Annotated in this window: 20 protein-coding genes, 1 tRNA gene and 1 riboswitch; of the genes, 14 read left to right on the forward strand and 7 right to left on the reverse strand. The window is 72.4% G+C overall.

Going from position 1 to position 24981, the window contains the following annotated elements:
* The first annotated feature begins 224 nt into the window (after positions 1–224).
* The 5 genes from groL to EWV39_RS09930 all read left to right on the forward strand — a co-directional run bounded on the left by groL (position 225) and on the right by EWV39_RS09930 (position 6872).
* On the forward strand, positions 225–1859 hold the full coding sequence (gene groL, locus EWV39_RS09910) for a chaperonin GroEL (RefSeq protein WP_129659356.1): 1635 nt from the start codon (positions 225–227) through the stop codon (positions 1857–1859).
* A 175-nt stretch (positions 1860–2034) separates the two neighbouring features.
* Positions 2035–3279 (forward strand): MFS transporter, encoded by a 1245-nt coding sequence (locus EWV39_RS09915; protein WP_129659359.1) that lies wholly within the window; start codon positions 2035–2037, stop codon positions 3277–3279.
* A gap of 55 nt (positions 3280–3334) precedes the next feature.
* Positions 3335–4633 carry a methyltransferase domain-containing protein gene (locus EWV39_RS14140; protein ID WP_238148280.1) on the forward strand — a complete coding sequence of 433 codons (1299 nt, stop codon included), beginning with the start codon at positions 3335–3337 and terminating at the stop codon, positions 4631–4633.
* Positions 4630–5739, forward strand: a complete 1110-nt coding sequence (locus EWV39_RS09925) for an isochorismate synthase (RefSeq protein ID WP_129659362.1) — start codon at positions 4630–4632, stop codon at positions 5737–5739. Before EWV39_RS14140 ends, EWV39_RS09925 begins: the two co-directional genes overlap by 4 nt.
* Before the next feature lie 35 nt (positions 5740–5774).
* A complete protein-coding gene (locus EWV39_RS09930) occupies positions 5775–6872 on the forward strand; it encodes a ribonuclease HI family protein (protein WP_129659363.1) in 1098 nt (365 codons plus the stop codon).
* 89 nt (positions 6873–6961) lie between these two features.
* On the opposite strand, the gene EWV39_RS09935 is transcribed toward EWV39_RS09930, so the two are convergent.
* The 3 genes from EWV39_RS09935 to EWV39_RS09945 form a co-directional block, all read right to left on the reverse strand.
* The gene (locus tag EWV39_RS09935; RefSeq protein WP_238148281.1) at positions 6962–8458 is read right to left on the reverse strand and encodes a sensor histidine kinase; all 1497 of its coding nucleotides are present in this window, start codon (positions 8456–8458) and stop codon (positions 6962–6964) included.
* Between the two features lie 7 nt (positions 8459–8465).
* On the reverse strand, positions 8466–9173 hold the full coding sequence (locus EWV39_RS09940; RefSeq protein WP_129659366.1) for a response regulator transcription factor: 708 nt from the start codon (positions 9171–9173) through the stop codon (positions 8466–8468).
* A gap of 82 nt (positions 9174–9255) precedes the next feature.
* A complete protein-coding gene (locus EWV39_RS09945) occupies positions 9256–9513 on the reverse strand; it encodes a hypothetical protein (RefSeq protein WP_129659368.1) in 258 nt (85 codons plus the stop codon).
* Between the two features lie 238 nt (positions 9514–9751).
* On the opposite strand from EWV39_RS09945, the gene EWV39_RS09950 reads away from it, so the two are divergent.
* The 3 genes from EWV39_RS09950 to EWV39_RS09960 all read left to right on the forward strand — a co-directional run bounded on the left by EWV39_RS09950 (position 9752) and on the right by EWV39_RS09960 (position 12253).
* Positions 9752–10135: a cold-shock protein gene (locus tag EWV39_RS09950; protein WP_129659370.1), complete on the forward strand. Its 384-nt coding sequence runs from the start codon at positions 9752–9754 to the stop codon at positions 10133–10135.
* Between the two features lie 29 nt (positions 10136–10164).
* Positions 10165–10758 (forward strand): DUF3027 domain-containing protein, encoded by a 594-nt coding sequence (locus EWV39_RS09955; protein ID WP_129659373.1) that lies wholly within the window; start codon positions 10165–10167, stop codon positions 10756–10758.
* A gap of 211 nt (positions 10759–10969) precedes the next feature.
* The gene (locus EWV39_RS09960) at positions 10970–12253 is read left to right on the forward strand and encodes an MFS transporter (RefSeq protein WP_129659377.1); all 1284 of its coding nucleotides are present in this window, start codon (positions 10970–10972) and stop codon (positions 12251–12253) included.
* 201 nt (positions 12254–12454) lie between these two features.
* Here the strand turns inward: EWV39_RS09960 and serC are convergent, their stop codons facing one another.
* On the reverse strand, positions 12455–13576 hold the full coding sequence (gene serC / locus EWV39_RS09965; protein ID WP_129659380.1) for a phosphoserine transaminase: 1122 nt from the start codon (positions 13574–13576) through the stop codon (positions 12455–12457).
* Positions 13577–13793: 217 nt separating this feature from the next.
* Between serC and EWV39_RS09970 the strand changes: the two genes are divergently transcribed.
* The 5 genes from EWV39_RS09970 (at position 13794) to EWV39_RS09990 (ending at position 18133) form a co-directional block, all read left to right on the forward strand.
* Positions 13794–14486: a metal-dependent transcriptional regulator gene (locus tag EWV39_RS09970; RefSeq protein ID WP_129659382.1), complete on the forward strand. Its 693-nt coding sequence runs from the start codon at positions 13794–13796 to the stop codon at positions 14484–14486.
* Positions 14487–14495: 9 nt separating this feature from the next.
* A complete protein-coding gene (locus tag EWV39_RS09975) occupies positions 14496–15149 on the forward strand; it encodes a thymidine kinase (RefSeq protein ID WP_129659385.1) in 654 nt (217 codons plus the stop codon).
* Positions 15150–15554: 405 nt separating this feature from the next.
* A riboswitch (cyclic di-AMP (ydaO/yuaA leader) is annotated at positions 15555–15702 on the forward strand.
* A 4-nt stretch (positions 15703–15706) separates the two neighbouring features.
* A complete protein-coding gene (locus EWV39_RS09980; RefSeq protein ID WP_129659388.1) occupies positions 15707–16402 on the forward strand; it encodes a C40 family peptidase in 696 nt (231 codons plus the stop codon).
* Between the two features lie 209 nt (positions 16403–16611).
* A complete protein-coding gene (locus EWV39_RS09985) occupies positions 16612–17676 on the forward strand; it encodes an NlpC/P60 family protein (protein ID WP_238148282.1) in 1065 nt (354 codons plus the stop codon).
* A gap of 214 nt (positions 17677–17890) precedes the next feature.
* Positions 17891–18133 carry a hypothetical protein gene (locus tag EWV39_RS09990; protein ID WP_129659391.1) on the forward strand — a complete coding sequence of 81 codons (243 nt, stop codon included), beginning with the start codon at positions 17891–17893 and terminating at the stop codon, positions 18131–18133.
* Between the two features lie 39 nt (positions 18134–18172).
* On the opposite strand, the gene EWV39_RS09995 is transcribed toward EWV39_RS09990, so the two are convergent.
* Positions 18173–19066 (reverse strand): DUF4031 domain-containing protein, encoded by an 894-nt coding sequence (locus EWV39_RS09995; RefSeq protein WP_129659394.1) that lies wholly within the window; start codon positions 19064–19066, stop codon positions 18173–18175.
* A gap of 78 nt (positions 19067–19144) precedes the next feature.
* Here EWV39_RS09995 and EWV39_RS10000 point away from each other — a divergent pair.
* Positions 19145–19217: transfer RNA gene (locus tag EWV39_RS10000), tRNA-Arg, on the forward strand.
* Between the two features lie 65 nt (positions 19218–19282).
* Here EWV39_RS10000 and EWV39_RS10005 read toward each other — a convergent pair.
* Positions 19283–20782 (reverse strand): heparan-alpha-glucosaminide N-acetyltransferase domain-containing protein, encoded by a 1500-nt coding sequence (locus EWV39_RS10005; RefSeq protein WP_129659397.1) that lies wholly within the window; start codon positions 20780–20782, stop codon positions 19283–19285.
* A complete protein-coding gene (locus tag EWV39_RS10010) occupies positions 20779–24846 on the reverse strand; it encodes a Pls/PosA family non-ribosomal peptide synthetase (protein WP_129659400.1) in 4068 nt (1355 codons plus the stop codon). Before EWV39_RS10010 ends, EWV39_RS10005 begins: the two co-directional genes overlap by 4 nt.
* Positions 24847–24981 lie beyond the last annotated feature (135 nt).

The raw sequence follows: 24981 nt of genomic DNA on the forward strand, positions 1-24981 counted from the left end.
GTGAGTGCCAAGATTGGCATTAGCACTCATCCATCCCGACTGCTAAAGGCGGACGGCTCCCGCGGGGGCCGCGCCGCTCCACGCGGCCGGGGCGGGTGGGCACCTGAGTCGACCACGGTGAGGTCGCTGGGGCGTCCGGCAAGGAGACCGGGCTCCCGCGGCCGTCCGTCGCGGGCACCGTGGGGGACCGATCCGCCTACCGTCCAGGAGGGACGTCAGCCACCATGGCAAAACTGATTGCTTTTGACGAAGAAGCTCGCCGGGGCCTTGAGAAGGGCCTCAACACCCTCGCCGACGCCGTGAAGGTCACCCTCGGCCCGCGCGGTCGCAACGTCGTGCTCGAGAAGAAGTGGGGCGCCCCCACGATCACCAACGACGGCGTCTCCATCGCCCGTGAGATCGAGCTCGAGGACGCCTACGAGAAGATCGGCGCCGAGCTGGTCAAGGAGGTCGCCAAGAAGACCGACGACATCGCCGGCGACGGCACCACCACCGCCACCGTGCTGGCCCAGGCGCTCGTCCGCGAGGGCCTGCGCAACGTGGCCGCCGGTGCGGACCCGCTCTCGCTCAAGCGCGGCATCGAGAAGGCCGTCGCGGCCGTGACCGAGGAGCTGCTCTCCTCCGCCAAGGAGATCGAGACCGAGGAGGAGATCGCCGCGACCGCGTCCATCTCCGCCGGCGACGCCGAGATCGGCCGCCTCATCGCCCAGGCGATGGAGAAGGTCGGCAAGGAGGGCGTCATCACGGTCGAGGAGTCCAACACCTTCGGCCTGGACCTCGAGCTGACCGAGGGCATGCGCTTCGACAAGGGCTTCCTCTCCGGCTACTTCGTCACCGACGCGGACCGCCAGGAGGCCGTCCTCGAGGATCCCTACATCCTCATCGTCAACTCCAAGATCTCCAACGTGAAGGACTTCGTCCCCGTCCTGGAGAAGGTCATGCAGTCCGGCAAGCCGCTGCTGATCGTCGCCGAGGACGTCGAGGGCGAGGCCCTGGCCCTGCTGGTGCTGAACAAGATGCGCGGCTCCATCAAGTCCGTGGCCGTCAAGGCCCCCGGCTTCGGTGACCGCCGCAAGGCGCAGCTGGCTGACCTCGCGGTCCTCACCGGCGGCCAGGTCATCACCGAGGAGGTCGGGCTCTCCCTGGAGAACGCGACCCTGGACCTGCTGGGCCAGGCCCGCAAGGTCGTGGTGACCAAGGACGAGACCACCATCGTCGAGGGCGCCGGCTCTGCCGAGGAGATCGACGGCCGCGTGGCCCAGATCCGCGCCGAGATCGCCAACACCGACTCCGACTACGACCGCGAGAAGCTCCAGGAGCGCCTGGCGAAGCTCGCCGGCGGCGTCGCCGTGCTCAAGGCGGGTGCCGCGACCGAGGTCGAGCTCAAGGAGCGCAAGCACCGCATCGAGGACGCCGTGCGCAACGCCAAGGCGGCCGTCGAGGAGGGCATCGTGCCCGGCGGCGGCGTGGCCCTCATCCAGGCCGGCGTCAAGGCCTTCGAGAAGCTGCAGCTGACCGGCGACGAGTCGACCGGGGCGAACATCGTCAAGGTCGCCGTGGACGCTCCGCTGAAGCAGATCGCCGCGAACTCCGGCCTGGAGCCGGGCGTCGTCGCCGCCAAGGTCCGCGAGCTCGAGGTCGGCTACGGCCTCAACGCCGCGACCGGCGAGTACGAGGACCTGCTGGCCGCCGGGATCAACGACCCGGTCAAGGTGACCCGTTCCGCGCTGCAGAACGCAGCCTCGATCGCCGGGCTGTTCCTGACCACCGAGGCCGTCGTCGCCGATAAGCCGGAGAAGAACGCCGGCGCCGGTGCCGAGGGCATGGACGGCATGGGCGGCATGGGCGGCATGATGTAGTTCCAGCTCGCCCGAGCGCCCGGAGCCGGCGGCACCCATAGGGGACGCCGCCGGCGCCGCGAGGGCCCCGGCCGACCCGCAAGGGCCGGCCGGGGCCCTCGCGTTCTCATGTCCGGGGAGGGGAGCGGAGGGGCGTACAGTGGGAGAGCCGTTCAGCTCGTCGGAAGGACAACGCATGGGAGCTCGGGAGAGCCGGACCTGGCTGTGGATGCTGGTGGCGTTCATGTTCCTCTCCCAGACGGGCCTCAACCTCGCCCGTCCCCAGATGAGCTACAAGCTCATCGCGCTGGACGCCTCGCCCTTCGTGATCGGCCTGGTCACCTCCGCCTACGCGATCGTCCCGGTCTTCGCGGCGATCTCGCTGGGCCGGCTGGCCGAGCGGATGGAGCGGCTCAAGCTCATGGTGGTCGCCGGAGGCGCGCTGATCGCGCTGGGGACGGTGCTGCTCGCGCTCGCCGGGGACATCGTGACGGTGGCCGTGGCGGGGATGGTCTTCGGCCTCGGGCACCTGGTGTCCCAGATCGGCATCCAGTCCGCGGTCTCCCGCTACTCCACCGATTCGATGCTCGACGCCGGCTTCGGCTGGACCACCGCGGGCCTCTCCGCCGGGCAGCTGCTCGGCCCCCTCCTGGGCGGCTGGGTCCTGGGCCTGCACGCAGACCCCTCCGTGGGCGAGCGCCTCTCCGACATCGCGCTGACCTCCTGGATCGGCGCCGGCTTCGCCCTGATCTCCCTGCCGCTGATGCTGGTGCCCTTCGCCGTGCGCAGGATGCCCGCGGACACCTCCCAGAGCGACGCGCCGCGGACAGCGTCGCCGGACGAGGGCAAGCCCACCACCTTCAAGATCCTCCGCAAGCCCGGGGTCCCCTCGCACATGCTCGCCTCGCTGGCGATGCTCTCGATCACCGACATCCTCACCTCCTTCCTGCCGCTGGTGGGGGAGGAGGCCGGCGTCGGGCCCCTGTGGATCGGCATCCTGCTGGCGATCCGCAGCCTCTCCTCGATCGTCTCCCGCATGCTGATCCGCCGCCTCTCCGCGCGCTGGTACCGCACCCAGCTGGTCATCGCCTCCCTGGTCCTCGGGGCGGTGACCGTGGCCGCGGTGCCGCTGCTGATCACCCACCTCCCCGTGGCCGCGGTCCTGATGCTGATCGGCGGCTTCTTTTTGGGGCTCTCCCAGCCGCTGACGATGACGATGACGATCAAGACCGTCCCCACCCAGTGGCGCTCCTCCGCCCTGGCGGTGCGGCTGACCGGAAACCGGGTGGGGCAGGTGGTGATCCCGCTGGCCGCGGGCGCCGTGGCGGCTCCGCTGGGGCCGGCGGGCGCGATCTGGTTCACCTGCGTGCTGCTGGCCGGATCGGCCGCCGAGAAGATCGTTCGCTACTCCCGCACGGGTCCCACCGCGGCCGACTCGTGATCCGCGTCGCCCGGCGCATCGGCCCCGCTCGGGGCGGGGATACGATGGGAGCGAGATGCGATGCGATGATTACGACGCCGGCCTCTGCCGGTCCTGCACCCGGATGGGCGTCCCCTATGGGCGCCAGCTGCTCGAGAAGGACGCACGGGCCCGCGAACTGCTGAGCGAACATCCCGGGATCGAGTGGCTGCCTCCGGCGGCGAGCCCCGAGTCGGGCTTCCGGAACAAGGCCAAGATGGTGGTCTCCGGGACGGCTGAGGCTCCCGCGCTCGGGATCCTGGACCGGAGCGGCCGCGGCGTCGACCTCAGCACCTGCGGGCTGTACCCCGAGCCCATCCTGGAGGCGCTGCCGGTGCTCAAGGCGTTCATCGCCGCGCGCCGGCTGACGCCCTACGATGTCCCCGCCCGCCGCGGGGAGCTCAAGCACCTGCTCATCACGGTCTCGCCCGATGGCGAGCTCATGATCCGCTTCGTGCTCCGCTCGAAGAAGCTGCTGGTCGCGATCCGCGACGGTCTCGCCGATCTGGTGCGCGAGCTGCCGTCGGCGCGGGTCGTCAGCGTCAACATCCTGCGCGAGCACGCGGCGCTGCTGGAGGGCGAGGAGGAGATCGTGCTGACCGAGGCCCGGACCCTCCCCATGCGGGTCGACGGCCTGGAGCTGAACCTGCGGCCCAAGGGCTTCTTCCAGACCAACACCGGGATCGCCGCCCGGATGTACCGGCAGGGCGCCGAGTGGGCGCGGGCCGCGGCCCCCGCCGAGCTCTGGGACCTGTACTGCGGCGTGGGCGGCTTCGCCCTGCACGCGGCGCGGTCACTGGCCGGGGACGCTGGCCAGGCCCTCGCCGAAGATGCCCCCGCTCAGGCCCTTCCCGCGGACGCGGGCCGCCCGGTCCCTGACCCGTCCGCTCACCGTCCGGCCGCGGACCTGGCCGTTGCTGGCCACCCGACCCTGCCCGCCCGGCCCCGGGTCATGGGCGTGGAGGTCAGCGCGGAGGCCGTGGCCGCCGCCGAGCTGAGCGCCGCCCGGGCGGGACTGGACGACGTCGTCTTCCGGGCCGGCGACGCCGCGCAGCTGGCCGCGGAGGCCGGGACCCGGGGGCCCGACGCCGTGGTGGTTAACCCGCCCCGGCGGGGCATCGGGCCCGAGCTGGCGCGCTGGCTCGAGGGATCCGAGGTGCGGACCCTCATCTACTCCAGCTGCAACGCCCGCTCCCTCGTGCAGGACCTGCGGGCCATGCCCTCCTTCGAGGCGCGGCAGGGTCTGGTGCTGGACATGTTCCCCCAGACCGACCACTTCGAGACGATGCTGCTCCTGCGGCGCCGCGACCGGGGCCCGGCGGAGGCCGCGGCGTGAGCGGCGAGTCCCTCCCCGACTTCGTCCTCAGCACGCCGCGCGGGTCCGTCACGGCCCGCGGCTCCTCCGTGCCGGTGGGGGAGAGGGAGTGCCTCGAGATCGCCCGTCAGCGGGGGACCGGCGTCGTGGGGACGATCCCCTTCGACCCGATGGAGCCCGCTCGGCTCTCAGTGCCCGAGTCGTGGGAGCGCGCCGAGGGCCCCGCGGCGCCGCCGGAGTCCGCGCCCCGGAGCATCCCCCGGCCGCGTTCGGTGCGCGGCGCCGACAGCCCCCGGTACCGCGAGGCGGTCAGCCGGGCGCTGGCCGCGATCCACGAGGGGAGGCTGGAGAAGATCGTCCTCTCCCGGCTGCTCGAACTCGAGTACGACGCCGAGTCGCCGCTGCCCGTGGAGGACGTCTACCGCAACCTGCTCTCACAGCACCCCGGCGCGCACGTGTTCAGCGTGCGCGGCGAGGACGGCTCCTACTGCATGGGCGCCAGCCCGGAGCTGGTGATCGGGGTGCGGGACGGCGTCGTCAGGACCCATCCGCTGGCCGGCTCCGCGCCCCGGCCGGCCGGCGCGGACGCCACCGAGGACACCCAGGCCGGCGAGCGGCTGATGCGCTCGGCGAAGGACCGGGCCGAGCACGCCGCGGTGGTCACCGACATCGCGGCGCGCCTCGAGCCGCTCTGCGAGGAGCTGAGCGTCCCCGCCGCCCCCTCGCTGCTCGCCACGCCCCAGCTGTGGCACCTGGGCACCCCCGTGACGGGCCGGCTGCGCCCCGGGATCACGGCGCTCGACGCCGCCCGGGCCATCCACCCGACCCCGGCCATCTGCGGGGTGCCCCGGGCCGAGGCGCTCCGCTCGATCGCCGAGCTGGAGCCGCACCGGCGCGGCGCCTTCGGCGGGCTGGTCGGCTGGACCGATCCGCGGGGCGACGGCGAGTGGGTGCTCAACCTGCGCAGCGCGCGGGTGAGCGCACGCGCCGCCACGCTCTTCGCCGGGGCGGGCGTCGTCGCCGGCTCGACGGCGCGCGGTGAGCACGCGGAGACGGGGGTCAAGCTCTCGACCTTCCTCGCCGTCCTGGGCCTCGCGCCCGACGACCTGCCGGGACTGACCGGATGAGAGCGGACCCGAAGGAACGAACGAGAGAGAAGGACATGGCAGCGAAGCAGCGGAGCACCGAGCCGATCACCGCCGCGGCGGACGGCTCGGCGCTGGGCAACCCCGGCCCGGCGGGCTGGGCCTGGTACGTCGACGAGCGGACCTGGCGCGCCGGCGGCTGGCCCCACGGGACCAACAACATGGGGGAGCTCCAGGCGGTGCTGGACCTGCTCCGCGCCACGGCCGACGAGCCGGAGCGCGAGCTGCACATCCTGTGCGACAGCCAGTACGTCATCAACTGCATCACCCGGTGGATGCAGGGGTGGAAGAGGAAGGGCTGGAAGAAGAAGGACGGGAAGCCGGTGCTGAACCGGGACATCCTCGAGGCCCTCGACGCCGCGCTCGCCGGCCGCCGGTACACCTTCGAGTGGGTCAAGGGCCACGCCGGGCACCCGCTCAACGAGGCTGCGGACGAGCGCGCCCGCGCCGCCGCGACCGCCTTCCGCGACGGCCGGGAGCCGGACCAGGGTCCTGGGTTCGGCGCCGGCCCCGCGGGCCCCGCGGATTCCGCCGGTCCCGCTCGCTCCTCCGGCGCCGGGAACGCTGTGGCCGGGACGGAGGGACGCGGCGCCGGCGCCCCGGAGGTCGAGGCCCCGCTCGCCCTCTTCGAGGAGCCGTCCGGAGCGACGACGTCGTCGGCCGCCGGCGATCGCACGCCCGCCCCGGCCTCAGCCGGGGAAGGGGAGGGACGCCCCGCCGCCGCGCCGGGGCCCGCCGGGGCCCCGGAGCGCGCCGAGCGCAGCCCAGCAGGGGAGCCGGGCCTGGAGGAGCTGCGGGCCCTCGAGGCGGAGCTGGCGGGTGCCGCCGTCTACGCCGACCCCGCCCGGCTCGAGAGCCTCGTGGCCCCCGAGCTCACCTGGATCACCTGGCGGGGGAAGCTGACGGACCGGGCGACCGCCCTGCGCTACCCCGAGAAGGCCTTCGGCTTGGAGGGGGAGCCCGAGGTGGTGCGCGTGGAGCGCGCGGGCGAGCGGGCCGGCCTGGTGATCAGCAGGATCCCGGCCCGGGGCGGCCGCGTCCTGCGCTCGAGCCTGTGGCGGGCGGAGGCCGGCGGCTGGGTGCTGGCGCACCGGCAGGACACGCCCGCCCTCTGATCCCGCTGGACGGGGCTCACCTGCGGCCTGACCCCGCCGGTGGGCCTACCCGCGAGAGCGCCGGCAGGGTCTCTGCCGGGACCCCGGCCTCACTCCCGGATCTCACCCGTGTGCGGATTGTGCTTCGCGCCGTCGCCGTCGATGGTCTGCGGCAGCCGGACCACCATGGTCGCCCCGCCGCCGCGGGTCTGCTCGACGCGGACCGTGCCGTTGTGCTGCTCCACGATCGCGGCCACGATGGCCAGTCCCAGGCCGGTGCCGCCGGTCTCGCGGGTGCGCGAGGTGTCCGCCCGGTAGAACCGCTGGAAGACCCGCTCGGCGTCCTCGCCCTGGATCCCGGGCCCGTGGTCGACGACCTTCAGCACCGAGACGAAGGACCCGTCGATCCCGGGCTCGACGCCGACGGCGAGCTCGATCGGGGTGCCCTCGGGCGTGTAGCGCAGGGCGTTGGTGACGAGGTTCGCCAGCACCTGCCGCAGGCGCGACTCGTCCCCGGTCACGGCGGCGGGCAGGGCCGGCCCGCTCTCCAGGCCCACGACCGCGAAGTCGCGCTCGGGGGCGGTGGCCTCGGCGTCGTCGGCGGCGTCGTTGGCCAGCTCGAGCAGGTCCACGGTGGTGGTCTCGCCGGGGCGCCGCTCGTCCAGGCGGGCCAGCATCAGCAGGTCCTCCACCAGCTGGCCCATCCGCTTGGCCTCCGACTCGATCCGGTGCATGGCCTTCGCGACGTCCTCGTCCGTCTGGAGGGCGCCGTGCCGGTACAGCTCCGAGTAGCCGCGGATCGAGGCCAGGGGGGTGCGCAGCTCGTGCGAGGCGTCCCCGACGAAGCGGCGCATCTTCACCTCGGAGCGCTTCTGGGCGTCGAAGGCCTCCTCGATCCGCGTTAGCATCACGTTCAGGGACATGGACAGCTGCCCGATCTCGGTCCGGGGGTTGTAGCGCTCGATGCGCTGGGAGAGGTCGCCGGCGGCGATCCGGGCCGCGGTGCGCTCCACCCGGGCCAGGGGCTCGAAGGCGCGGGTCACCAGGACCCAGCCGACCGCCAGCGCAGCGGCCAGCGTCGCCATCCCGAACGTCACCGTCAGCACCCTCACCAGGGTCACGACGCCGTCCGTCTGGCTCAGCGGCGTCGCCACGATCACCGTGTACTGGCTCCCCGCGGGGGCGTAGGGCATGATCCGCCACTGCGGGCCGGACTCTACGCTGGGCACGGAGAGCCCCTGCTCCGAGTACTTCTGGCTGGTGGAGAGGCTCCACCCGGAGAGCACCGGCGTGGAGGGCGTGTTCTCGGGGACGGAGGAGCCGACGACGTTGCCGTCGGCGTCCAGGAGGAAGACCGAGTAGGAGTGCCCCGACTGGCTCTCGGCCGCAGGGTCGTCGTGGACCAGGCGGGAGGCCTGCGCGCTGATGCTCGACTTCATCTCGGAGTCGAGCTGTTGCACGAGCTGGCTGCGCAGGGCGGTGATCGCCACGAGGCTGGTGACGGCGATGGCCAGCGTCAGGAGGAATCCGGTCAGCATGACCAGCTGGGTGCGCAGCGAGAGCGCTCCCAGCTTGGAGTTGCGGACCCGGTCGGTGACGACTGACACCGAGTGATCAGTGCTTCGCGGTGCGCAGCAGGTACCCGACGCCGCGCTTGGTGTGGATCAGCGGCGGGAGGGACTTGTCGTTGTCGATCTTGCGGCGCAGGTAGGAGATGTAGGACTCGACGATCGAGGCGTCGCCGTTGAAGTCGTACTCCCAGACGTGGTCCAGGATCTGGGCCTTGGAGAGCACGCGGTTGGGGTTCAGCATGAGGTAGCGCAGCAGCTTGAACTCGGTGGGGGAGAGGTCGATCTCGCGGTCGCCGCGGTAGACCTCGTGGGCGTCGTCGTCGAGCACGAGGTCCTCGACGCGCAGGCGCGAGTCCTCCTCCTCGAGCGCCTGGGTGCGGCGCAGGACGGCGCGGATGCGGGCCACCACCTCGTCGAGGCTGAAGGGCTTGGTCACGTAGTCGTCCCCGCCCACGGTCAGGCCGGTGACCTTGTCCTCGGTGTCGTCCTTCGCGGTGAGGAACAGGATGGGGAACAGCAGGCCCGTGGCGCGGATCCGGCGGGTGACCGTGAAGCCGTCCATGTCCGGGAGCATGACGTCCAGGACCGCGAGATCCGGGGACTCGGCGGTGGCCTTGTCCAGGGCCTCGCGGCCGTTGGTAGCGGTGACCACCTCGAAACCGGCGAAGCGGAGCGAGGTCGCGAGGAGCTCCAGGATGTTGGGCTCGTCGTCGACCACCAGGAGTTTGGCTTCAGTATGATGCGTCTTCACGCGATAATCCTCACGTAGTTACCTGTGCACGTGCTGGACGTTGGGATAAGACTTACTGAGGCACCTCCGGACGGGAGTCGGGTCAGCCGAGGCGGCGGCGTCGCACCGCCACGAGGAGCGCGACGATCAGCAGGATGAAGGCAACGGGGAGCAGCAGCAGCGGGATCTGGCTCAGCAGCGGGATCACGTGCTGCCCGGCCGCCTTGAGCAGGAGCATGGCCACGCCCGAGACCACGCAGATCGCGGCCAGCACGCCGCCCGCCACCGAGAGGACGGTGAAGGCCGTGGATTCCTTGGAGCGCCCCGCCTCGGGGCGACGCTCGACGTTCTGGGTCATCATGCCTCCCACGGTACCCCTCCCCGGCTCCCCGCGGGACATCTCCGCCGCCCCTGACCCCGGGACCCGGCAGAATGTAAGATCGAGGGACAAGACTTGCCCGCGAGAGGGCTCATCCCTGCCGTCGGCGCGGGTCGAGGAGCGCTGCGGGTCCACCAGGTGCGCGGGACGATCCGCTCACCGCGCGCTACAGCGCATCCGGGGCCGCGCCCCGGGACGAGATGCAAAGGAACGATCAGCAATGCCCACTGGAAAAGTCAAGTGGTACGACGCCGCCAAGGGTTTCGGCTTCGTGGCGGCAGAGGACGGCCAGGAGGTCTTCCTCCCCTCCTCGGCCCTGCCCGAGGGGACCAGGAGCGTCAAGCCGGGGACCCGGCTCGAGTTCGGCATCGCCAACGGCCGCCGCGGCGCCCAGGCGCTGTCGGTGCGGATCCTCGACCGCATGCCCTCCTCCGTCAAGAACCACCGCAAGCCGGCGGACGAGATGGCGGCGATCACGGAGGACCTGATCAAGCTGCTCGACGGCGTCTCCAACACCCTGCGCAAGGGCCGGTACCCGGATCGCGCGGTCGGCCACAAGGTGGCCTCGATCCTGCGCAACGTCGCCGATAACCTGGACGCCTGATCGGCGCCGAAGAGAAGCGAGGAGAGAACATGACCGCCACAGAACAGGACGGCGCGCAGGCGGAGGCCGAGCGTCCGCTGCTCGGACCCGTCGTCAAGCGGCGCCGCCGCTCGTCGGTCCCCGACCCCGTGCTGGCCGAGGCCGTGGAGACCGCCCGCGGGGGCGTCCTGGAGATCACCGACGCCGCCACGATCGGCACCGCGCACCAGCTGCGCGTGGAGGAGGACCGTCTCCTCACGCACCTCTTCGAGTGCCTCCTGCCGGGCTACCGGGGTTGGTTCTGGTACTCCACCGTGGCGCGGGCGCCCCGCTCCAAGACGGTGACGGTGTGCGAGGTGGGCCTGCTGCCCGGCGACGACGCCCTGCTGGCCCCCGCCTGGGTCCCGTGGGCCGACCGCGTGCGCCCGGAGGAGCTCGACCGGGAGAAGGAGGAGTCCGGGGAGGGCTCCGCCGGGGAGGACACCTCGAACGACGGGGAGGCGTCCCAGTCCGGCACCGAGGAGGGCGGAGCCGACGGAGCGGCCGACGCCGTCGCGTCCTCCCCCGACGCCGCCTCCACCGCAGAGACCCCGAAGGCGGAGGCCGCCGACGACCCGGCCCCCGAGGAGACCAGCGCAGAGTAAGGGCCCGAGAGTCCCGCATCCACCACCCGGACCGGGGATGGCGCCCCGTGCGAGCAGGGTGTAGAACGAGGTGTGAGAGGCCTGAGCCCCGGTACGCCGCGCGCTCCGGGGCACCAAGACGACATGAGGAGATGCAGCAGCCACGGGCGAGCGCCGAGACCGCACAGGATCCGCTGACCCCCCGGCCCGGGGGACCTTCAGGTCCCTCCGCGTGCCCAATTACCGGATCTGGTTCGCCGGGGCCCTGATCTCCAACGTCGGGACCTGGATGCAGCGCATCGCCCAGGACTGGCTGGTCTTCGACGACCTCTCCAGCAACGACTCCACCGCCATGGGCATCGTCATGGCGCTGCAGTTCGTCCCGCAGATCGTGCTGGCCCCCTACGTCGGGCTGCTCGCCGACCGGCTCGACCGGCGTCGCCTGCTCTACTTCACCCAGAGCGCGATGGCCGTGCTCGCCGCGGGGCTGGGGGCGCTGGTGCTCTCCGGCGCGGCGCAGCTGTGGCACGTGTACCTGTTCGCGCTCGCGCTGGGCGTGGTCACGGCGCTCGACGGGCCGGTGCGGCAGACCTTCGTCTCCAACCTGGTCAGCGACCGGGACCTGCCCAACGCCGTCGCCCTGAACTCGATGTCCTTCAACTCGGCCCGCCTGATCGGGCCGGCGATCGCCGGCGTGCTCGTCGCCGCGGTCGGCTCGGGGCCGGTCTTCCTCATCAACACCGCGACCTTCGCCGCCATGCTGCTGGCCATCGCCCTGATCCGGGTCGAGGACCTGCGGGTCATCCCGCGCGCGGCCCGCGGGGAGTCGAGGATGCGCGACGGCGTGTCCTACATCCTGAGGAGGCCGGACCTCGTGGTCACCATGGTCGGGGTGTTCCTGGTCGGCACCTTCGGGCTGAACTCGGCGATCAACATCGCGGCGATGGCGACCACCGAGTTCGGCTACGGCGCGGACCAGTTCGGCTTCCTGAGCTCGGTCATGGCGGTCGGCTCGGTCGCGGGGACGCTGCTGGCGGCGCAGCGCGAGCGGCCGCGGCTCCGACTGATCTTCGGGGCCGCCGGCACCTTCGGGCTGGCCAGCCTGCTCGCCGCGCTCGCGCCGAACGTGGCGGTCTTCGCCGTCGGGCTGGTGCCGATGGGCCTCAGCGCGCTCACCATCATGACCTCCGCCAACGCCTACATCCAGATCACGACGGCGCCCATCATGCGCGGCCGGGTCATGAGCATCTATATGGCGGTGCTGATGGGCGGGACGCCGATCGGCGCGCCGCTGGTGGGCCTGGTCAACGACGCGTGGGGCGCCCGGTGGGGTCTCGGCGTCGCGGTCGCGGCGGGGGTCGCGGCCGCGTTGATCGGCATCGTCTGGTACTGGCGCCACGAGCACCTGCGGGTGCGCTTCGACCGGTCCCGGCGCGGCTTCTGGCGGCTGGAGAGCGAGTCCTCGGACGGCCCCCGCCCGGTGACGGCGGCCCTGGAGGCGCAGGAACCGCGGTAGCGTCCTCGCCGCGGCAAGCGCCCCCACCGGGGAGCGCCCCCACAGGGGAAGCGTCCCCGCCGGGCGGCGCCCCGGCCCGGACCCCCGGGAGGCGGACACATCCCCGGCCCAGATGCCCCCCTCGAGGCGGCCCCGGCCGGGCAATGAGGCCGGCCGGGACCGCCGGCGGGACCGCGAGGGCCGCCGCGCCGGCCCTCGCGGCTAGAGCTCGCCCACCACGTGGTCGATGCAGCGCAGCAGCGCCCGGACGTCCTCGGGCTCGATCGCCACGAAGGTCGCGATCCGCAGCTGATTCCGCCCGAGCTTGCGGTAGGGCTCGACGTCGACGACGCCGTGGGCCCGCAGGACCTTCGCGATGCGGGAGGCGTCCACGGCGTCGTCGAAGTCCACCGTGGTGATCACGGTCGAGCGGTCCCGCGGGGAGGCGACGAAGGGGGAGGCGAAGTCCCGCTCCTCGGCCCAGGCGTACACCGCGTCCGAGGACTCCCGGGTGCGCGCCGCCGCCCACTCCAGCCCGCCGCGGGCGTTGAGCCAGGAGATCTGCTCGTCCAGCATCAGCAGGTTGGCCAGCGAGGGGGTGTTGTAGGTCTGGTTCTTGCGGGAGTTGTCCACGGCGGTCGCGAGGTTCAGCGAGTCCGGGATCCAGCGGCCCGAGCCCGCGATCTCCTGGACGCGCTCCAGGGCCCGGGGGGAGAAGAAGGCGAGCCACAGGCCGCCGTCGGAGGCGAAGTTCTTCTGGGGGGAGAAGTAGTAGACGTCGGCCTCGGCCGGGTCCACCGGCATGCCGCCGGCGGCGCTCGTGGCGTCCACGACCACCAGCGCGTCCTCGGCGATCCCCTCGGGCCGGGTCACCGGCACGGCGACGCCGGTGGAGGTCTCGTTCTGCGGCCAAGCGTAGACGTCGGCCCCCTCGACGGCGCGGATCTCCGGGCGGGTGCCCGGCTCGGAGCGGATGATCTCCGAGGGCTCGAGGAACGGCGCGGCGTCGGTGGCCTTGGCGAACTTGGAGCCGAACTCGCCGAAGCTCAGGTGGACCGCCTTGCTGCGGACCAGGCCGAAGGCGGCGGAGTCCCAGAATGACGTCGCCCCGCCGGTGCCCAGCACCACCTCGTAGCCGGTGGGCAGGCGGAAGAGCTCGGCGAGCCCCTCGCGCACCCTGCCGACCAGGTCCTTCACGGGCGCCTGGCGGTGGGAGGTGCCCATCAGGGTGGAGGCGGCCCGGGAGACCGCCTCGGTCTGCTCGGGACGGACCTTGGACGGGCCGGCGCCGAAGCGCCCGTCGGCGGGGAGGAGATCGGAGGGGATGGTCACGGTATCGGTCACGATGCTGTTCTTCCTCGGGTCTTTCGCGATGGGACCCGGGCCGCTCGCCCGGGAGTGCTTGCCCTACCCATTGTGCGCCCGCCGGGCGCGGGAGGGGGACATCACGCGCGCGGCGGACGCCAGCCCGTGGCGGCGCGCCAGAAGCAGGGCGGCCTTATAGGATGGTCAGGGCACCCACACTGGCAGAAGAGTCCGACGGAAAGGCGGGGGTCGGCACATGACGGACCTCATCGATACCACTGAGATGTACCTGCGTACCATCCTCGAGCTCGAGGAGGAGGGCATCACCCCGATGCGGGCCCGCATCGCGGAGCGGCTGGACCACTCGGGCCCGACCGTCTCGCAGACGGTGGGCCGCATGGAGAGGCACGGGCTCGTGCACCTGCAGGACGACCGCTCGCTGGCCCTCACCGAAGAGGGCCGGGAGAAGGCGATCTCGGTGATGCGCAAGCACCGGCTGGCGGAGCGGCTGCTCGCCGACGTCGTCGGGCTCGACATCGCCCACGTCCACGAGGAGGCCTGCCGCTGGGAGCACGTGATGAGCGAGCGCGTGGAGCGCCGGCTCGTCGAGCTGCTCAACTCGCCCAAGTTCTCCCCCTACGGCAACGCCATCCCCGGGCTGGAGACCCTGGGGATCAGCAGCGAGCGGGACGACCCGAAGACGGTCACCCTCTTCATCGCCTCGGAGGACGCCGGCCCGGAGGACCCCTTCACCCTGGCGCGCTTCCCCGAGGTGGTCCAGAAGGACGTCGAGTTCATGTACGAGCTCACCCAGGCGGGCATCGCGCCCGGGGCGGCGATCAGGATCGAGCGCGGGACCGACGCCGTCGTGCTGCGCGCAGCGGACCGGGAGCAGGGGGTCAGCATCGACCTCGACACCGCCTGGCACATCGTGGTCAAGCGCGGCTAGAGGGCACGGTTGGCCAAGCTCTACTTCCGCTACGGGGCGATGAACTCCGGCAAGTCGACGGCGCTGCTGCAGGCCGCCTACAACTACGAGGAGCGCGGGCAGCGCGTGCTGCTGGCCAAGCCCCGGGTGGACACCAAGGGCGAGTCGCAGGTCGTCTCCCGGCTCGGCGTCGCGCGCGAGGTCAGCTTCCTGCTGGACCCGCACGACGACGCCCGCGCAGTCTTCGCCCGCCACGCGCGCGGCGAGGAGGGCGGCCTGGGCCTGGAGATGTCCCTGCCCCCGGTCGCCTGCCTGCTGGTCGACGAGGCGCAGTTCCTCCCGCCGGAGCAGGTGGACGCGCTGATGAGGATCGCGGTGCTGGACCGGGTCCCGGTGCTGGCCTACGGGATCCGCACGGACTTCCGGACGCGTGCCTTCCCAGGCTCAGCCCGGCTGCTGGAGATCGCGCACTCCCTCGAGGAGCTCAAGACCATCTGCCGCTGCGGGAGCAAGGCCCTGTTCAATGGGCGCCGGGTGGGGGAGGAGTTCGTGTTCGACGGCGAGCAGGTCGCCATCGACGGGGAGGCCGTGACCTACGAGTCGCTCTGCGCGGCCTGCTACCTGGCGGAGACCGGCGGGGCGCTCGGCCCCGCTCCGGCGCCCGCCCGCGTCACGGTCCGGTGATGCGCCTCCGCCCGGGAGCGGGCGACGTCGTGATCATTTCGTGATCTTAAGTGCCGGAATCGGCGTCCCCAACCCCTGTGAAAACGGGTGAGCGACCGAGTTATCCCCCGCGAGACCCCCTGTGAGGTATTCCACAGGGAAAGATCTGTTGTCTCGGGCGGTCGCCCCAGAAAGTTTTGACGGCTCTCATCCTTCCTAGTCATAAGGGGGTTTTTGACCCTCGCAGGGGGAGCGGCGCGAGGGGGCCGGGGGCTGCGGGCGGATGCGAGGTCAAGCAGATCAGATCTCTCCGTGACCAAAACGTGACAATCCGGCGTGGGTGTGTGTACGCTCGTGGTCGTGCCGATGATCTGGTCGAACGGCACACTCGGACGGAGCGCCTAGCTCTGCCGCCGCCCGGGTACTACACGAAACATGTCTTTGGCAGAGACGGGGGAACCACATGCGGGTTCCTGCACGACAGGGCCCTTGGGGTTAAGTCGCCCACCACGGCGACCGGGTGTCTCCCATCCGAACCCGACAGCTCACCTCGTAGGCAAAAGGGAGGAAATACTTTTATGGCTAAGAGCACCGCTCGTCACCGCGCAGCTACCAAGTCCCACGCGCTGCGCAACACCGGAATCGCCGCTGGCGCGGCCGCCGTCCTCGTCGGCTCCGTCGCCCCGGCCAACGCCTTCGCAGGCTCCTCGGTCCCCACGACCTCGGAGAACACGGCCTCCTACGGCTACGACTCGACCGCTTCCTACGGTTACGACTCGACTGCTGCCTACCAGGCCGAGAACACCGGCAACGGCTTCCAGCAGGCCTTCGACAACGCCGGCTACGTCGAGCAGGCCCCCGTCCAGGGGACCGCCTCCACCGGCAGCACCGAGGACATCGACACCCAGTCCTCCACCCCCGCCTCCGGTGACCGCGCCGCGGTCGTCGCCGCGGCCGAGGCCGGCATCGGCGGCTCCTACGTCTGGGGCGGCAGCGCCGACGGCGCCTGGGACTGCTCCGGCTTCGTCTCCAACGTCTACGCCAAGGCCGGGGTCAACCTGACCGCCTACACCCACGCCATGAAGAGCGAGGTCAAGCCGACCTCCTCGCCGCAGCCCGGCGACATCGTCTTCACCAACGGCTACTCGCACGTGGGCATCTACGTCGGCAACGGCGAGATGATCTCCGCGCTGAACCCCTCGCAGGGCACGCAGAAGACCGCCGTCGACGGCGGCGGCGCGATGCCCGTGGACGGTTACTACACCGCCTTCTAAGGGGTCGGCAGTCCTCGACTGCTGACGCTGTAAGAGGGGGTGCCCGGGAGGGGAAGCCCGGGCACCCCCTCTTTGCATGTCCACCGTGCTGCGCGCCGGCCGACGCCGCCGCCCCGCGGTTCTCTCTCACGTCTTGACTTCCCAGCACTGATGCCGCGCGCCCCCGGAACAGCGGGAGGCGCCCCCCCGCGACACCCCGAGGAATTCCGATGGCTTCGTCCACCACCCTGTCCAAGAACTCCGCGCGCGCCGCCGGCGTGCTGACCATCTCCGGCCTGATGATCGGCGGGATCGCCCTCGCCCAGGGCGCCAACGCCGCCCCCGAGGTAGAGCCGGTCTCGCAGGTCACCGCCGATCCGGTCCTCTCCGGCTACAACCAGGAGGTCGGCGAGGCCCCGGCCCTGCTGGCCCGGCCCGACGTCGCCCCCAAGACCCATGACCAGATCATGGCCGAGCGCGCCGCCGAGGATCAGGCTGCCGCCGACCAGGCCGCCGCTGATCGGGTGGCCGCCGAGCTGGTCGCCGCGGATCAGGCCGCGGCCGACCAGGCTCCCGCCGACGAGGCCGCCGCCGAGCAGACCCACGCGCCGGTCATCGACGAGGTCGCCGCCTCCGACGAGCTGGCACCCCAGAGCGACGCCGAGCCCGTTCCCTTCGAGGCGCCCGCCCCGGCCGAGGAGGCCGCCCCCGCTCCGGCTGCGGAGCCCGAGAGCGCCCCGGCCGAGGAGGCCGCCGCTCCGGCTCCCGCCGAGGAGCCCGCTCCCGCGCAGCCCGCTGCGGAGGTCGAGACGGCCTCCACCGAGGCCGCGGAGCCCGCTCCGGCCGCGCAGCCGGCCCAGGTCGAGGTCGAGACGGCCGCGGACACCACGCCCGCCCCGGCCGCCGAGCCCGCCCAGGCCGAGCCCGCCGCGGAACCCGCCGCCCAGTCCTCCGGGTCCTACAACGGCGCCGCCGTGGTCTCTGCGGCGAAGTCCCAGATCGGCGTGCAGCAGGACTGCACCGCCCTGGTCAGCAACGCGCTGCGCTCGGCCGGCATCAACTTCCACGGCTGGCCCGCCGACTACCAGCAGCTGGGCCACACCGTCTCCGCCGGCGAGGCGAAGCCCGGCGACCTCATCTACTACGCCTCCAACGGCATGGGCCAGTCCCACATCGCCGTGTACATCGGCAACGGCCAGGCCATCCACGGCGGCTGGGAGGGCGGCACCACCGCTCAGTTCAGCGCCGACCTGCCCGCCGCGTCCTCCCCGGTCTACATCAGCGTGGACCGCTGATCCCGGTGAGCATCAGCGGGGCCCGCTGATCGAGGCCAGGTCCCGGCCCCGCCCTCCGGCCGGCGTCATGATCCGTCATGCCGCCGGCCGGAGGCGCAGGGAGAGGTACCATGAAGGAAACGACCCCCGACGGCCAGCGGGGGTCGTTTTCGCATATCCGGCCGCTCCTGCCGGGGTGTCCGACCCGCTTCCGCGGCGTCGATATCATGGGAGCATGTCTATTCAGTTCGAGCCCCCGGAGTCCCGCAGCGATCAGGAGTTCAAGGCCATGGCCATCGGGATGGTGGCCGGCGCCGTCCCGGGCATCATCATCGGCCTGCTGCTCTCCATCCCGTGGGGGAATCCGGCGATGTGGGTGTCCATCGCGGGCGCCGTGGGCATCATCCTGGGACTCGTCATCTCCACCCTCGTCCAGCGGGCGCGCCGGAAGCGGGGCCGGGACCGGGAGGACGCCTGACGGCGCGAGGGGTCGCCGCGCGTCGGACGGGGCGGGGGATCACCGCGCGTCTTCGAGCGCCGCGATCTCGGCCCCCAGGTTGCGCCGCGCGGCGGGCTCCCAGTCCCGCCGGGCGGTCCCGGTGAGGTAGAGGCCGTCCTCCAGGAGGCCCCTCAGGATCCTCGCCCGCCCGGAGCGGAACGCCTCCTCGGGGACGTGGGCATACTCGCGGCGCACCGCTTGGGAGTACCGGCGGTAGCGGTCCGGGGGAGCGGCCAGGATGCCGAGGTCGGCGTCGTGGAAGACCGGCCAGAGCCGCTCGCCGGAGGCCGCGGTGTGGTCCGCGGTCGCCAGGATCAGACGGCGGACGCGATCCAGCTCCTCCGCCGGGAGGAGTCCCGCGAGGTCCGCGGCGCTGCGCTCGGCGCTGAGGCGCTCGTCCCGGCCGGGGACCCCCTCGTACACGACGTCGTGGTACCAGGCGGCGAGCCGCAGCGCCCGCGTCTCCCCCTCGGGGCGGGTGGCCCCGGCGTCGAGCTCCTCGAGGCGATCGAGGACCTCCGCCAGATGCACGCTGGTGTGGTAGTGGCGGCCCGCGCCGTCCCAGTCCGCCAGGACGGCCTCCCCGATCCCGGGGTGGCCGGGCAGCGTCCGCTCCCACGCGCTCAGCAGCCGGCGCCGGATCCGGCGGGGCCGCTCCCGGGCCGGGACGCGGAGCCCGCTGGCCCGCAGGCGCCGGGTCAGCTCGCCGGCGGAGACCGCGAGGGCGCCCGCATCCAGTGCCGCGCGGTGGAGGTGCTCGGGGACGTCGTAGTGGTCCCGGTCGAAGGCGCGGGGGCTCAGGCCGATCCGCTCCGCGGCGCCGTGCAGCTCGTCGAGGCTGGTCTCGGAGACCAGGTGGGAGAAGCGGGTGCCGTGGGCCGGCCACAGCGGCGGATCGATCAGGAGCGTCATGGGACCAGTCTGGCACGCCGGAGTCGGCGGCCCGCGATGGGACAGAGCCGGCGCGAACCCGGTACACTGGACCGGTGCGCCCTCGTAGCTCAGGGGATAGAGCACGGCTCTCCTAAAGCCGGTGTCGGTGGTTCGAATCCACTCGGGGGCACGCATGAAGCCGGCCGGAGGCGATCTCGCCTCCGGCCGGCTCTCTCCTTTAACGCCCGCGGAGTCTCACTCCCGCCGCGGGACGGCCTCCTCGGTTCGCGTCCCGGCCTCCTCGGATTGCGGGACGGTCTCCACCGGGGCGGTCGCGGGGGCGGCGTCGGGCTCCGGGCCCGGCGGGACGACCACGCGACCCGCCCAGCGGCAGGCGGCTCGCATGAGGGCCTCCAGGGGACCTCGGCCGAGCGCCTTCAGCCACGCCGTCGCGATGAGGGCCGCGACCGCGATCTGGATGAAGAACCAGAAGCCGGGATGCTGCGAGATGTCGATGGCCGCGAGGAACAGCATGTGCAGCGTGTACAGGGTCAGGGTCATCGTGCCGATCGAGGCGATCGGGCTCAGCCAGCGGCCCGCGGTCCGGCTCAGCAGCAGGAACCCGCCGAGTGCGACCATGGCCAGCCCGGCGCTGTAGGCCAGCGCGAACGGGGTGTTGGTGTGGGGGCCGTCGATCACCAGCCACCAGTTGGTGGTGGTCGGCAGGACGGGGTCCGGGCCGAGCTTGACGACCCACCGCACGTCGGTCGCCGACATCTCCGGGTTGGCCTCGAGGATCGACCGCATGCCGCCGGCCCGGTACAGCAGGAAGTTGGACAGCCCGACGGCGGCTGCTGCGAGCACCGCCCCGACGATCACCAGGCCCACCTGCACGCGCTCACGGTTCAGCGGCATCCGGCCCAGCGCGATCCCCAGGCAGATGAACGTCATCCAGGTGATGGCGGGGTAGTGGCCGGTCAGCAGCAGGTCGATGAGCACGTTCCCCGGGTCCACCGCCAGGTCGGCGATGTCGGCGTTGTAGTACGGGGTGTAGTCGATGCCCGCGAGCGAGAGCTGCATCACGAACGGCGCGACCACCGCGAAGGCCCCCGCAGCGACGAGGTTGGCGCGGTTGCTCAGGAGCGTGAACGGGATCGCCAGCAGGAAGAGCAGGCCGTAGTAGGGGAGGATGTCGAAGACTGGGATCGGCAGCAGGTTCAGCGTGAGGCCGAAGAGCAGCAGGATCAGGGCGCGGACCGTCAGCGAGACCCGCGACCTCAGGCGGTCCCGGCCGACGTCGCGCTTCCTGCTGCCGGTCAGGAACGCCAGGCTCACGCCCGCCAGCAGGGCGAACAGCGCGGAGGCGTGGCCGGCGGCCAGCCGCCAGACCCAGGTCGGCTCGCCGGTCTCGGGGTTGAGCGCCGGCAGGGTGTGCACCGCGATCATGCCGATCATGGCCAGCCCGCGGGCGGCGTCGATGCCGACCGTGCGCCGGGCGGTCTTGCGGCCGTCCCGGCTCTGGACGCGGTACACGCCGGTGCTGTGCGAGATCTTGTGCTTGCCACGGCGGGGGACGGGCGGGGACTGCTGGTCGGGCTCCCAGGGGCTGCTGGGGTCCGAGCCGCTCTCCGAGCGCGAGAGCTGCGGGTCGGCCGTCCACACGGCCCGTGGCGGGCGGGGGCCCGGCAGCGGGCGCTCGCCGGGGGCCAGATTCCCCTCCGGGACCTCGCGGGACTGGTTCTGGGGAGCGTTCATCGTACTGATTCCTCACTGCGGGTGACGGATGCGGAGGTGCCCGGGCGCGCGCGGCCGGCGGAGCCGCCCCCGTCCGTCCAGGGGAGGGCCGCGGAGCGGTCGTCGACGACGACCCGCTCGTCGACCTCGTCGGGATCCAGGTGCTGCACCGGGTTGCCGCCCCACACGCCGTCGGAGGGGACCTCCTCCTGGCGGAGCACCATCGAGCCGGGACGCACCGTGGTGCGCTCGCCGACGGCCGAGCCCGGCAGCATGAAGCTGTTGGGCGCGAGGGTGGCCCCGACGCCGAGGCGGACCGTCTCCATGCCCATCACCCGGTCGTGGAAGAGGTGGGTCTGGAGCACGGTGCCCCGGTTGACCGTGGCGCGGTCCTCGACCGTGATGAGGTCGAACTCCGGCAGCCACCAGGTCTCGCACCACACGTCGCGGCCGATCTTCGACCCCATCAGGCGGGCCCACACGTTGTAGAGCGGGGACCCGAGGCCGAGGCGGACGAGGCTCGGCACGGCCAGCGACTCGGCGAAGGAGTCGGCGAGCTCGCTGCGCCACACGAAGGTGCTGAACAGCGGCCGGTCCCCGCGCCGGAAGACGCCGATCAGCGCCCACTTGGCGGCCACCGGGATGAGCGAGGCCAGGATGCCCGCCGCGAGCACCACCGGGCCCGACCACAGGGCTGCCCGGGCGATGCCGAGCATGGGCTCCCCGGCGTCCATGTAGATGCTGGTCAGCGCGTAGACGATCATCAGGTCGAGCCAGGCCGCGATGATCGCGGGCAGGATGCGGCACGACTCGACCATCGCCCGGGCCACCTTCAGCCGCACGGCGGGGCGGAAGGTCTTGGCGGCGTCGGCCTCGACCTTGATCCGCGGGATCGACTTCGCCTTCCGGCCCAGCCACGAGGAGCCGAGGGCCGGCTGGTAGGGGGTCGAGGAGAGGACGGCGATCAGCGATCCGGCCGGCAGGTCGCGGTCGGGCCCGACGATCGCGGAGTTGCCCACGAAGGCGCCCTCGCCGATCACCGTGGTCCCGATGTGGACCCAGCCGCCGCGGGTGCGGACGCTGTTGACCAGGGCGTGGTCGGCCACGAAGGTCCTGTCGTTGAGGTAGGTCAGGTGCGGGATCGTCTCCAGGGTGGAGATCTCGGTGTCCCGCCCGACCCGGGCCCCCAGCAGGCGCATGAAGACCGGCGTGATGCACGAGGCGTAGATCGGGTAGGTCGAGACCAGCGTGCGCTGCATCAGCGTGTGGGTGAACCAGGCGCCCCAGCCCGCCGCGCTGGTCTGCGGGAAGTAGCCCGGGACGATCAGGCTCGAGGTGACCCGCACGCAGCCGATCACCAGGAAGAGCCAGGTGATGACCGTCAGGATCGTGAACACGGGCGTCCACATCGCGAGGTCGGGGAAGACCTCCTCGTAGGTCTGGATGTCCCCCACGAAGTGCAGGATCAGCAGCGCGCCCGGCAGGATCGCCAGCAGGGGCAGCAGGCCGATGAGCACGACGCCGGCCGAGTGGGCGGCCCAGCTGCGCACCGGCCCCCACGCCCAGCCGCGCCCGGCCTCCGCGGGGCTCCCGTCGGGCCAGGTCTCGCCCGCGACGCCGCGGGGCCCGGCCGGGGAGCCGCCCCACAGCTCGCCCGCCGGGACCGTGCCCTCGACGTAGGAGCCCGGCACGATCTCGGCGCCGGCGCCGACGTGGGCGCCGGGGGCCAGCAGGGTGCGGGTCCCCACCCGGGCGCCGTCGTCCACCACGATCTCGCCGAGGATGAAGACGTCCCCGTCGATCCAGTGGCCGTTCAGGTCCGCCTCGGGCTCGATCGAGACGCCGTCGCCCAGGGTCACCAGGCCGGTCACGGAGGGCTGGTGGTGCAGGTGGGCGTCCCTGCCCACGGAGGTGCCCAGGAGCCGGTGGAAGGCCGGGGCCATCGGGGTGCCCCAGAGCAGGTCCAGCCGCTGGAGGATGATCAGCCGGTCGGCCGCCCATACCCTGAGGTGGGTCCAGCCGCCGCGCAGGTATCTGCCGGGTCTCAGGCGCGCGGTCAGCAGCCTGACCCCCAGCGCCGTCAGCAGCAGGCGGCCCGGCAGCGAGAACAGGATGACCCAGCCGATGGCCAGCGGGACCCACGGGGGAGCGATCACCCAGCCGGCGTCGAAGACGACGGCGAGGAACCAGACCACGATGATCGACCCGAGGACGTAGCGCAGGCCGTTGTAGACGTAGAGCAGGCTCACGAAGGCGGCCTGGAACACCCCGCCGAGCCGGGGGATGGGCTCCGGGAGCGGGCGCTCGTCGTGCACCTCGGCCAGTCCCTCGAGGTAGTCGGACATCCCCCGCAGCGTCGGGTGCTCGTAGATCTCGGCGATCGCGGTGGAGGGGTGGGTGCGCCGCAGGGCGGCGACCAGGCGGGCGACCTGGACCGATCCGCCGCCGAGGTCGAAGAAGTTGCTCTCCGCACCCAGCGGGATGGGGCCCAGCTCGTGCGCCCAGAGCTCCGCGAGCCAGATCAGGTCCGGGTCCAGGTCCCCGCCGGCCTCCGCGTCGCCGCTGGTCAGCGGCCAGGGCAGCGCGCCGCGGTCCACCTTGCCGGAGGTCTTCATGGGCATCTGCTCGAGGATGGTCAGGCTGGGGACGATGCCGCCGGGGAGGTGCTTCGCCATGAGCTTGCGGACGACGTCGAGGTCGATCGAGCCCTCGGACTCGGCGACCAGGTAGCCGACCAGGACGTCGGAGCCGCCGGCGGTGCGGTGCAGCGCCGCGGCGCCCAGGTGGACCCCCGGCATGCGGCTCAGGTGCTCGTCGATCTCGCCGAGCTCCAGCCGGCGCCCGCCCAGCTTGATCTGGTCGTCCGCGCGGCCGCCGAAGACCAGGCCCTCCCGCTCGGCCCGGACGACGTCGCCGGTCCGGTAGGCGCGCTCCCAGCCCAGCGAGGGCAGCGGGGCGTACTTCTCGGCGTCCTTGGCGGGATCGAGGTACCGGCCGAGGCCGACGCCGGAGATGATCAGCTCCCCGGTCTCGCCCCACTCGACGGGCTCGCCCTCCGGGTCCACCACGGCCAGGGCCCAGCCCGGCACCGGGCGCCCGATGCGCACGGGCGGGTCGGCGGTCATCTTCTGGCCGGTGGCGATCACCGTGGCCTCGGTGGGGCCGTAGGTGTTCCACACCTCGCGGCCGGGGTGGGCCAGGCGGCCCACCAGCTCCAGGGGGCAGGCCTCGCCGCCGAAGATCAGCAGCCGCACGGCCTCCATGGCCTCGGCGGGCCAGAGGGAGGCGAGGGTCGGCACGGTGGAGACGGCGGTGATGTCCCGCTCCATGATCCAGTCGCCCAGGTCGGGGCCGGAGCGGACGATCGAGCGCGGGGCGGCGACCAGGGCGGCGCCGTAGCGCCAGGCCAGCCACATCTCCTCGCAGGAGGCGTCGAAGGCCACGGAGAGGCCGGCCATCACGCGGTCGCCGGGTCCCAGGGGGCGGTCCACCAGGTACATCCGCGCCTCGGCGTCGACCAGGGCCGCGGCCGAGCGGTGGGAGACCGCCACGCCCTTGGGAGTGCCGGTGGAGCCGGAGGTGAAGATGATCCAGGCGTCGTCGCCCAGCTCCGGCTCCGAGAGGTCGTCGCTGTTCTGGCCGAGGCGCTGGACGAGCTCCAGCCCGGCGCCGAAGACGGCGGCGACGTTCGCCTCGCGCCACACGGTGTCCGCGCGGGAGTCCGGGTCGTCGAAGTCCACCGGCACGTAGGCGGCGCCGGCGAACAGGGTCGCGAGGATCGCGACGTAGAGGTCGGTGGTCCCGGAGGGGACGCGGATGCCCACGCCGTCCCCGCGCCCGATGCCGAGGTCCCACAGGCGCTGGCGCTGCGACTCGACGAGCTCGCTCAGCTCCGCGTAGGTGATCTCGTCGGCGTCGTCCTCCAGGGCCACGGCGTCGGGGTGGGAGTCGATGGTGGATTCGACGATGTCGATCAGGGTGCGCGGGGCCGGTGGGGTCTCGACGCCGTAGACGGCGAGCTTCGGGTCGTCCTCCTCGCGAGGGGAGGACTGCTCGTCTGCCGAGGGGTGGGGATGCGGGTTCATGGGACTCTCCGAAGACGGGTGAGCGATGCGGTTCGGCCGGTGACATCGGTCACCCGGCCGGGGGCTACTACCCATCTTGAAGAGGCTCGCACGTACTACGAAGTTGACCCTCTGGTATTTTTTCAAACTTCCCGG

Source organism: Rothia halotolerans (genome assembly GCF_004136635.1).
Taxonomy (GTDB): domain Bacteria; phylum Actinomycetota; class Actinomycetes; order Actinomycetales; family Micrococcaceae; genus Rothia; species Rothia halotolerans.

Excerpts from the sequence above, each read along its gene's own strand:
- groL (WP_129659356.1), top strand. The coding sequence starts at position 225 with ATGGCAAAACTGATTGCTTTTGACGAAGAAGCTCGCCGGGGCCTTGAG.
- EWV39_RS09915 (WP_129659359.1), top strand. The coding sequence starts at position 2,035 with ATGGGAGCTCGGGAGAGCCGGACCTGGCTGTGGATGCTGGTGGCGTTC.
- EWV39_RS14140 (WP_238148280.1), top strand. The coding sequence starts at position 3,335 with ATGCGATGCGATGATTACGACGCCGGCCTCTGCCGGTCCTGCACCCGG.
- EWV39_RS09930 (WP_129659363.1), top strand. The coding sequence starts at position 5,775 with ATGGCAGCGAAGCAGCGGAGCACCGAGCCGATCACCGCCGCGGCGGAC.
- EWV39_RS09945 (WP_129659368.1), bottom strand. The coding sequence starts at position 9,513 with ATGATGACCCAGAACGTCGAGCGTCGCCCCGAGGCGGGGCGCTCCAAG.
- EWV39_RS09950 (WP_129659370.1), top strand. The coding sequence starts at position 9,752 with ATGCCCACTGGAAAAGTCAAGTGGTACGACGCCGCCAAGGGTTTCGGC.
- EWV39_RS09955 (WP_129659373.1), top strand. The coding sequence starts at position 10,165 with ATGACCGCCACAGAACAGGACGGCGCGCAGGCGGAGGCCGAGCGTCCG.
- EWV39_RS09970 (WP_129659382.1), top strand. The coding sequence starts at position 13,794 with ATGACGGACCTCATCGATACCACTGAGATGTACCTGCGTACCATCCTC.
- EWV39_RS09980 (WP_129659388.1), top strand. The coding sequence starts at position 15,707 with ATGGCTAAGAGCACCGCTCGTCACCGCGCAGCTACCAAGTCCCACGCG.
- EWV39_RS09985 (WP_238148282.1), top strand. The coding sequence starts at position 16,612 with ATGGCTTCGTCCACCACCCTGTCCAAGAACTCCGCGCGCGCCGCCGGC.
- EWV39_RS09990 (WP_129659391.1), top strand. The coding sequence starts at position 17,891 with ATGTCTATTCAGTTCGAGCCCCCGGAGTCCCGCAGCGATCAGGAGTTC.
- EWV39_RS09995 (WP_129659394.1), bottom strand. The coding sequence starts at position 19,066 with ATGACGCTCCTGATCGATCCGCCGCTGTGGCCGGCCCACGGCACCCGC.
- EWV39_RS10005 (WP_129659397.1), bottom strand. The coding sequence starts at position 20,782 with ATGAACGCTCCCCAGAACCAGTCCCGCGAGGTCCCGGAGGGGAATCTG.
- EWV39_RS10010 (WP_129659400.1), bottom strand. The coding sequence starts at position 24,846 with ATGAACCCGCATCCCCACCCCTCGGCAGACGAGCAGTCCTCCCCTCGC.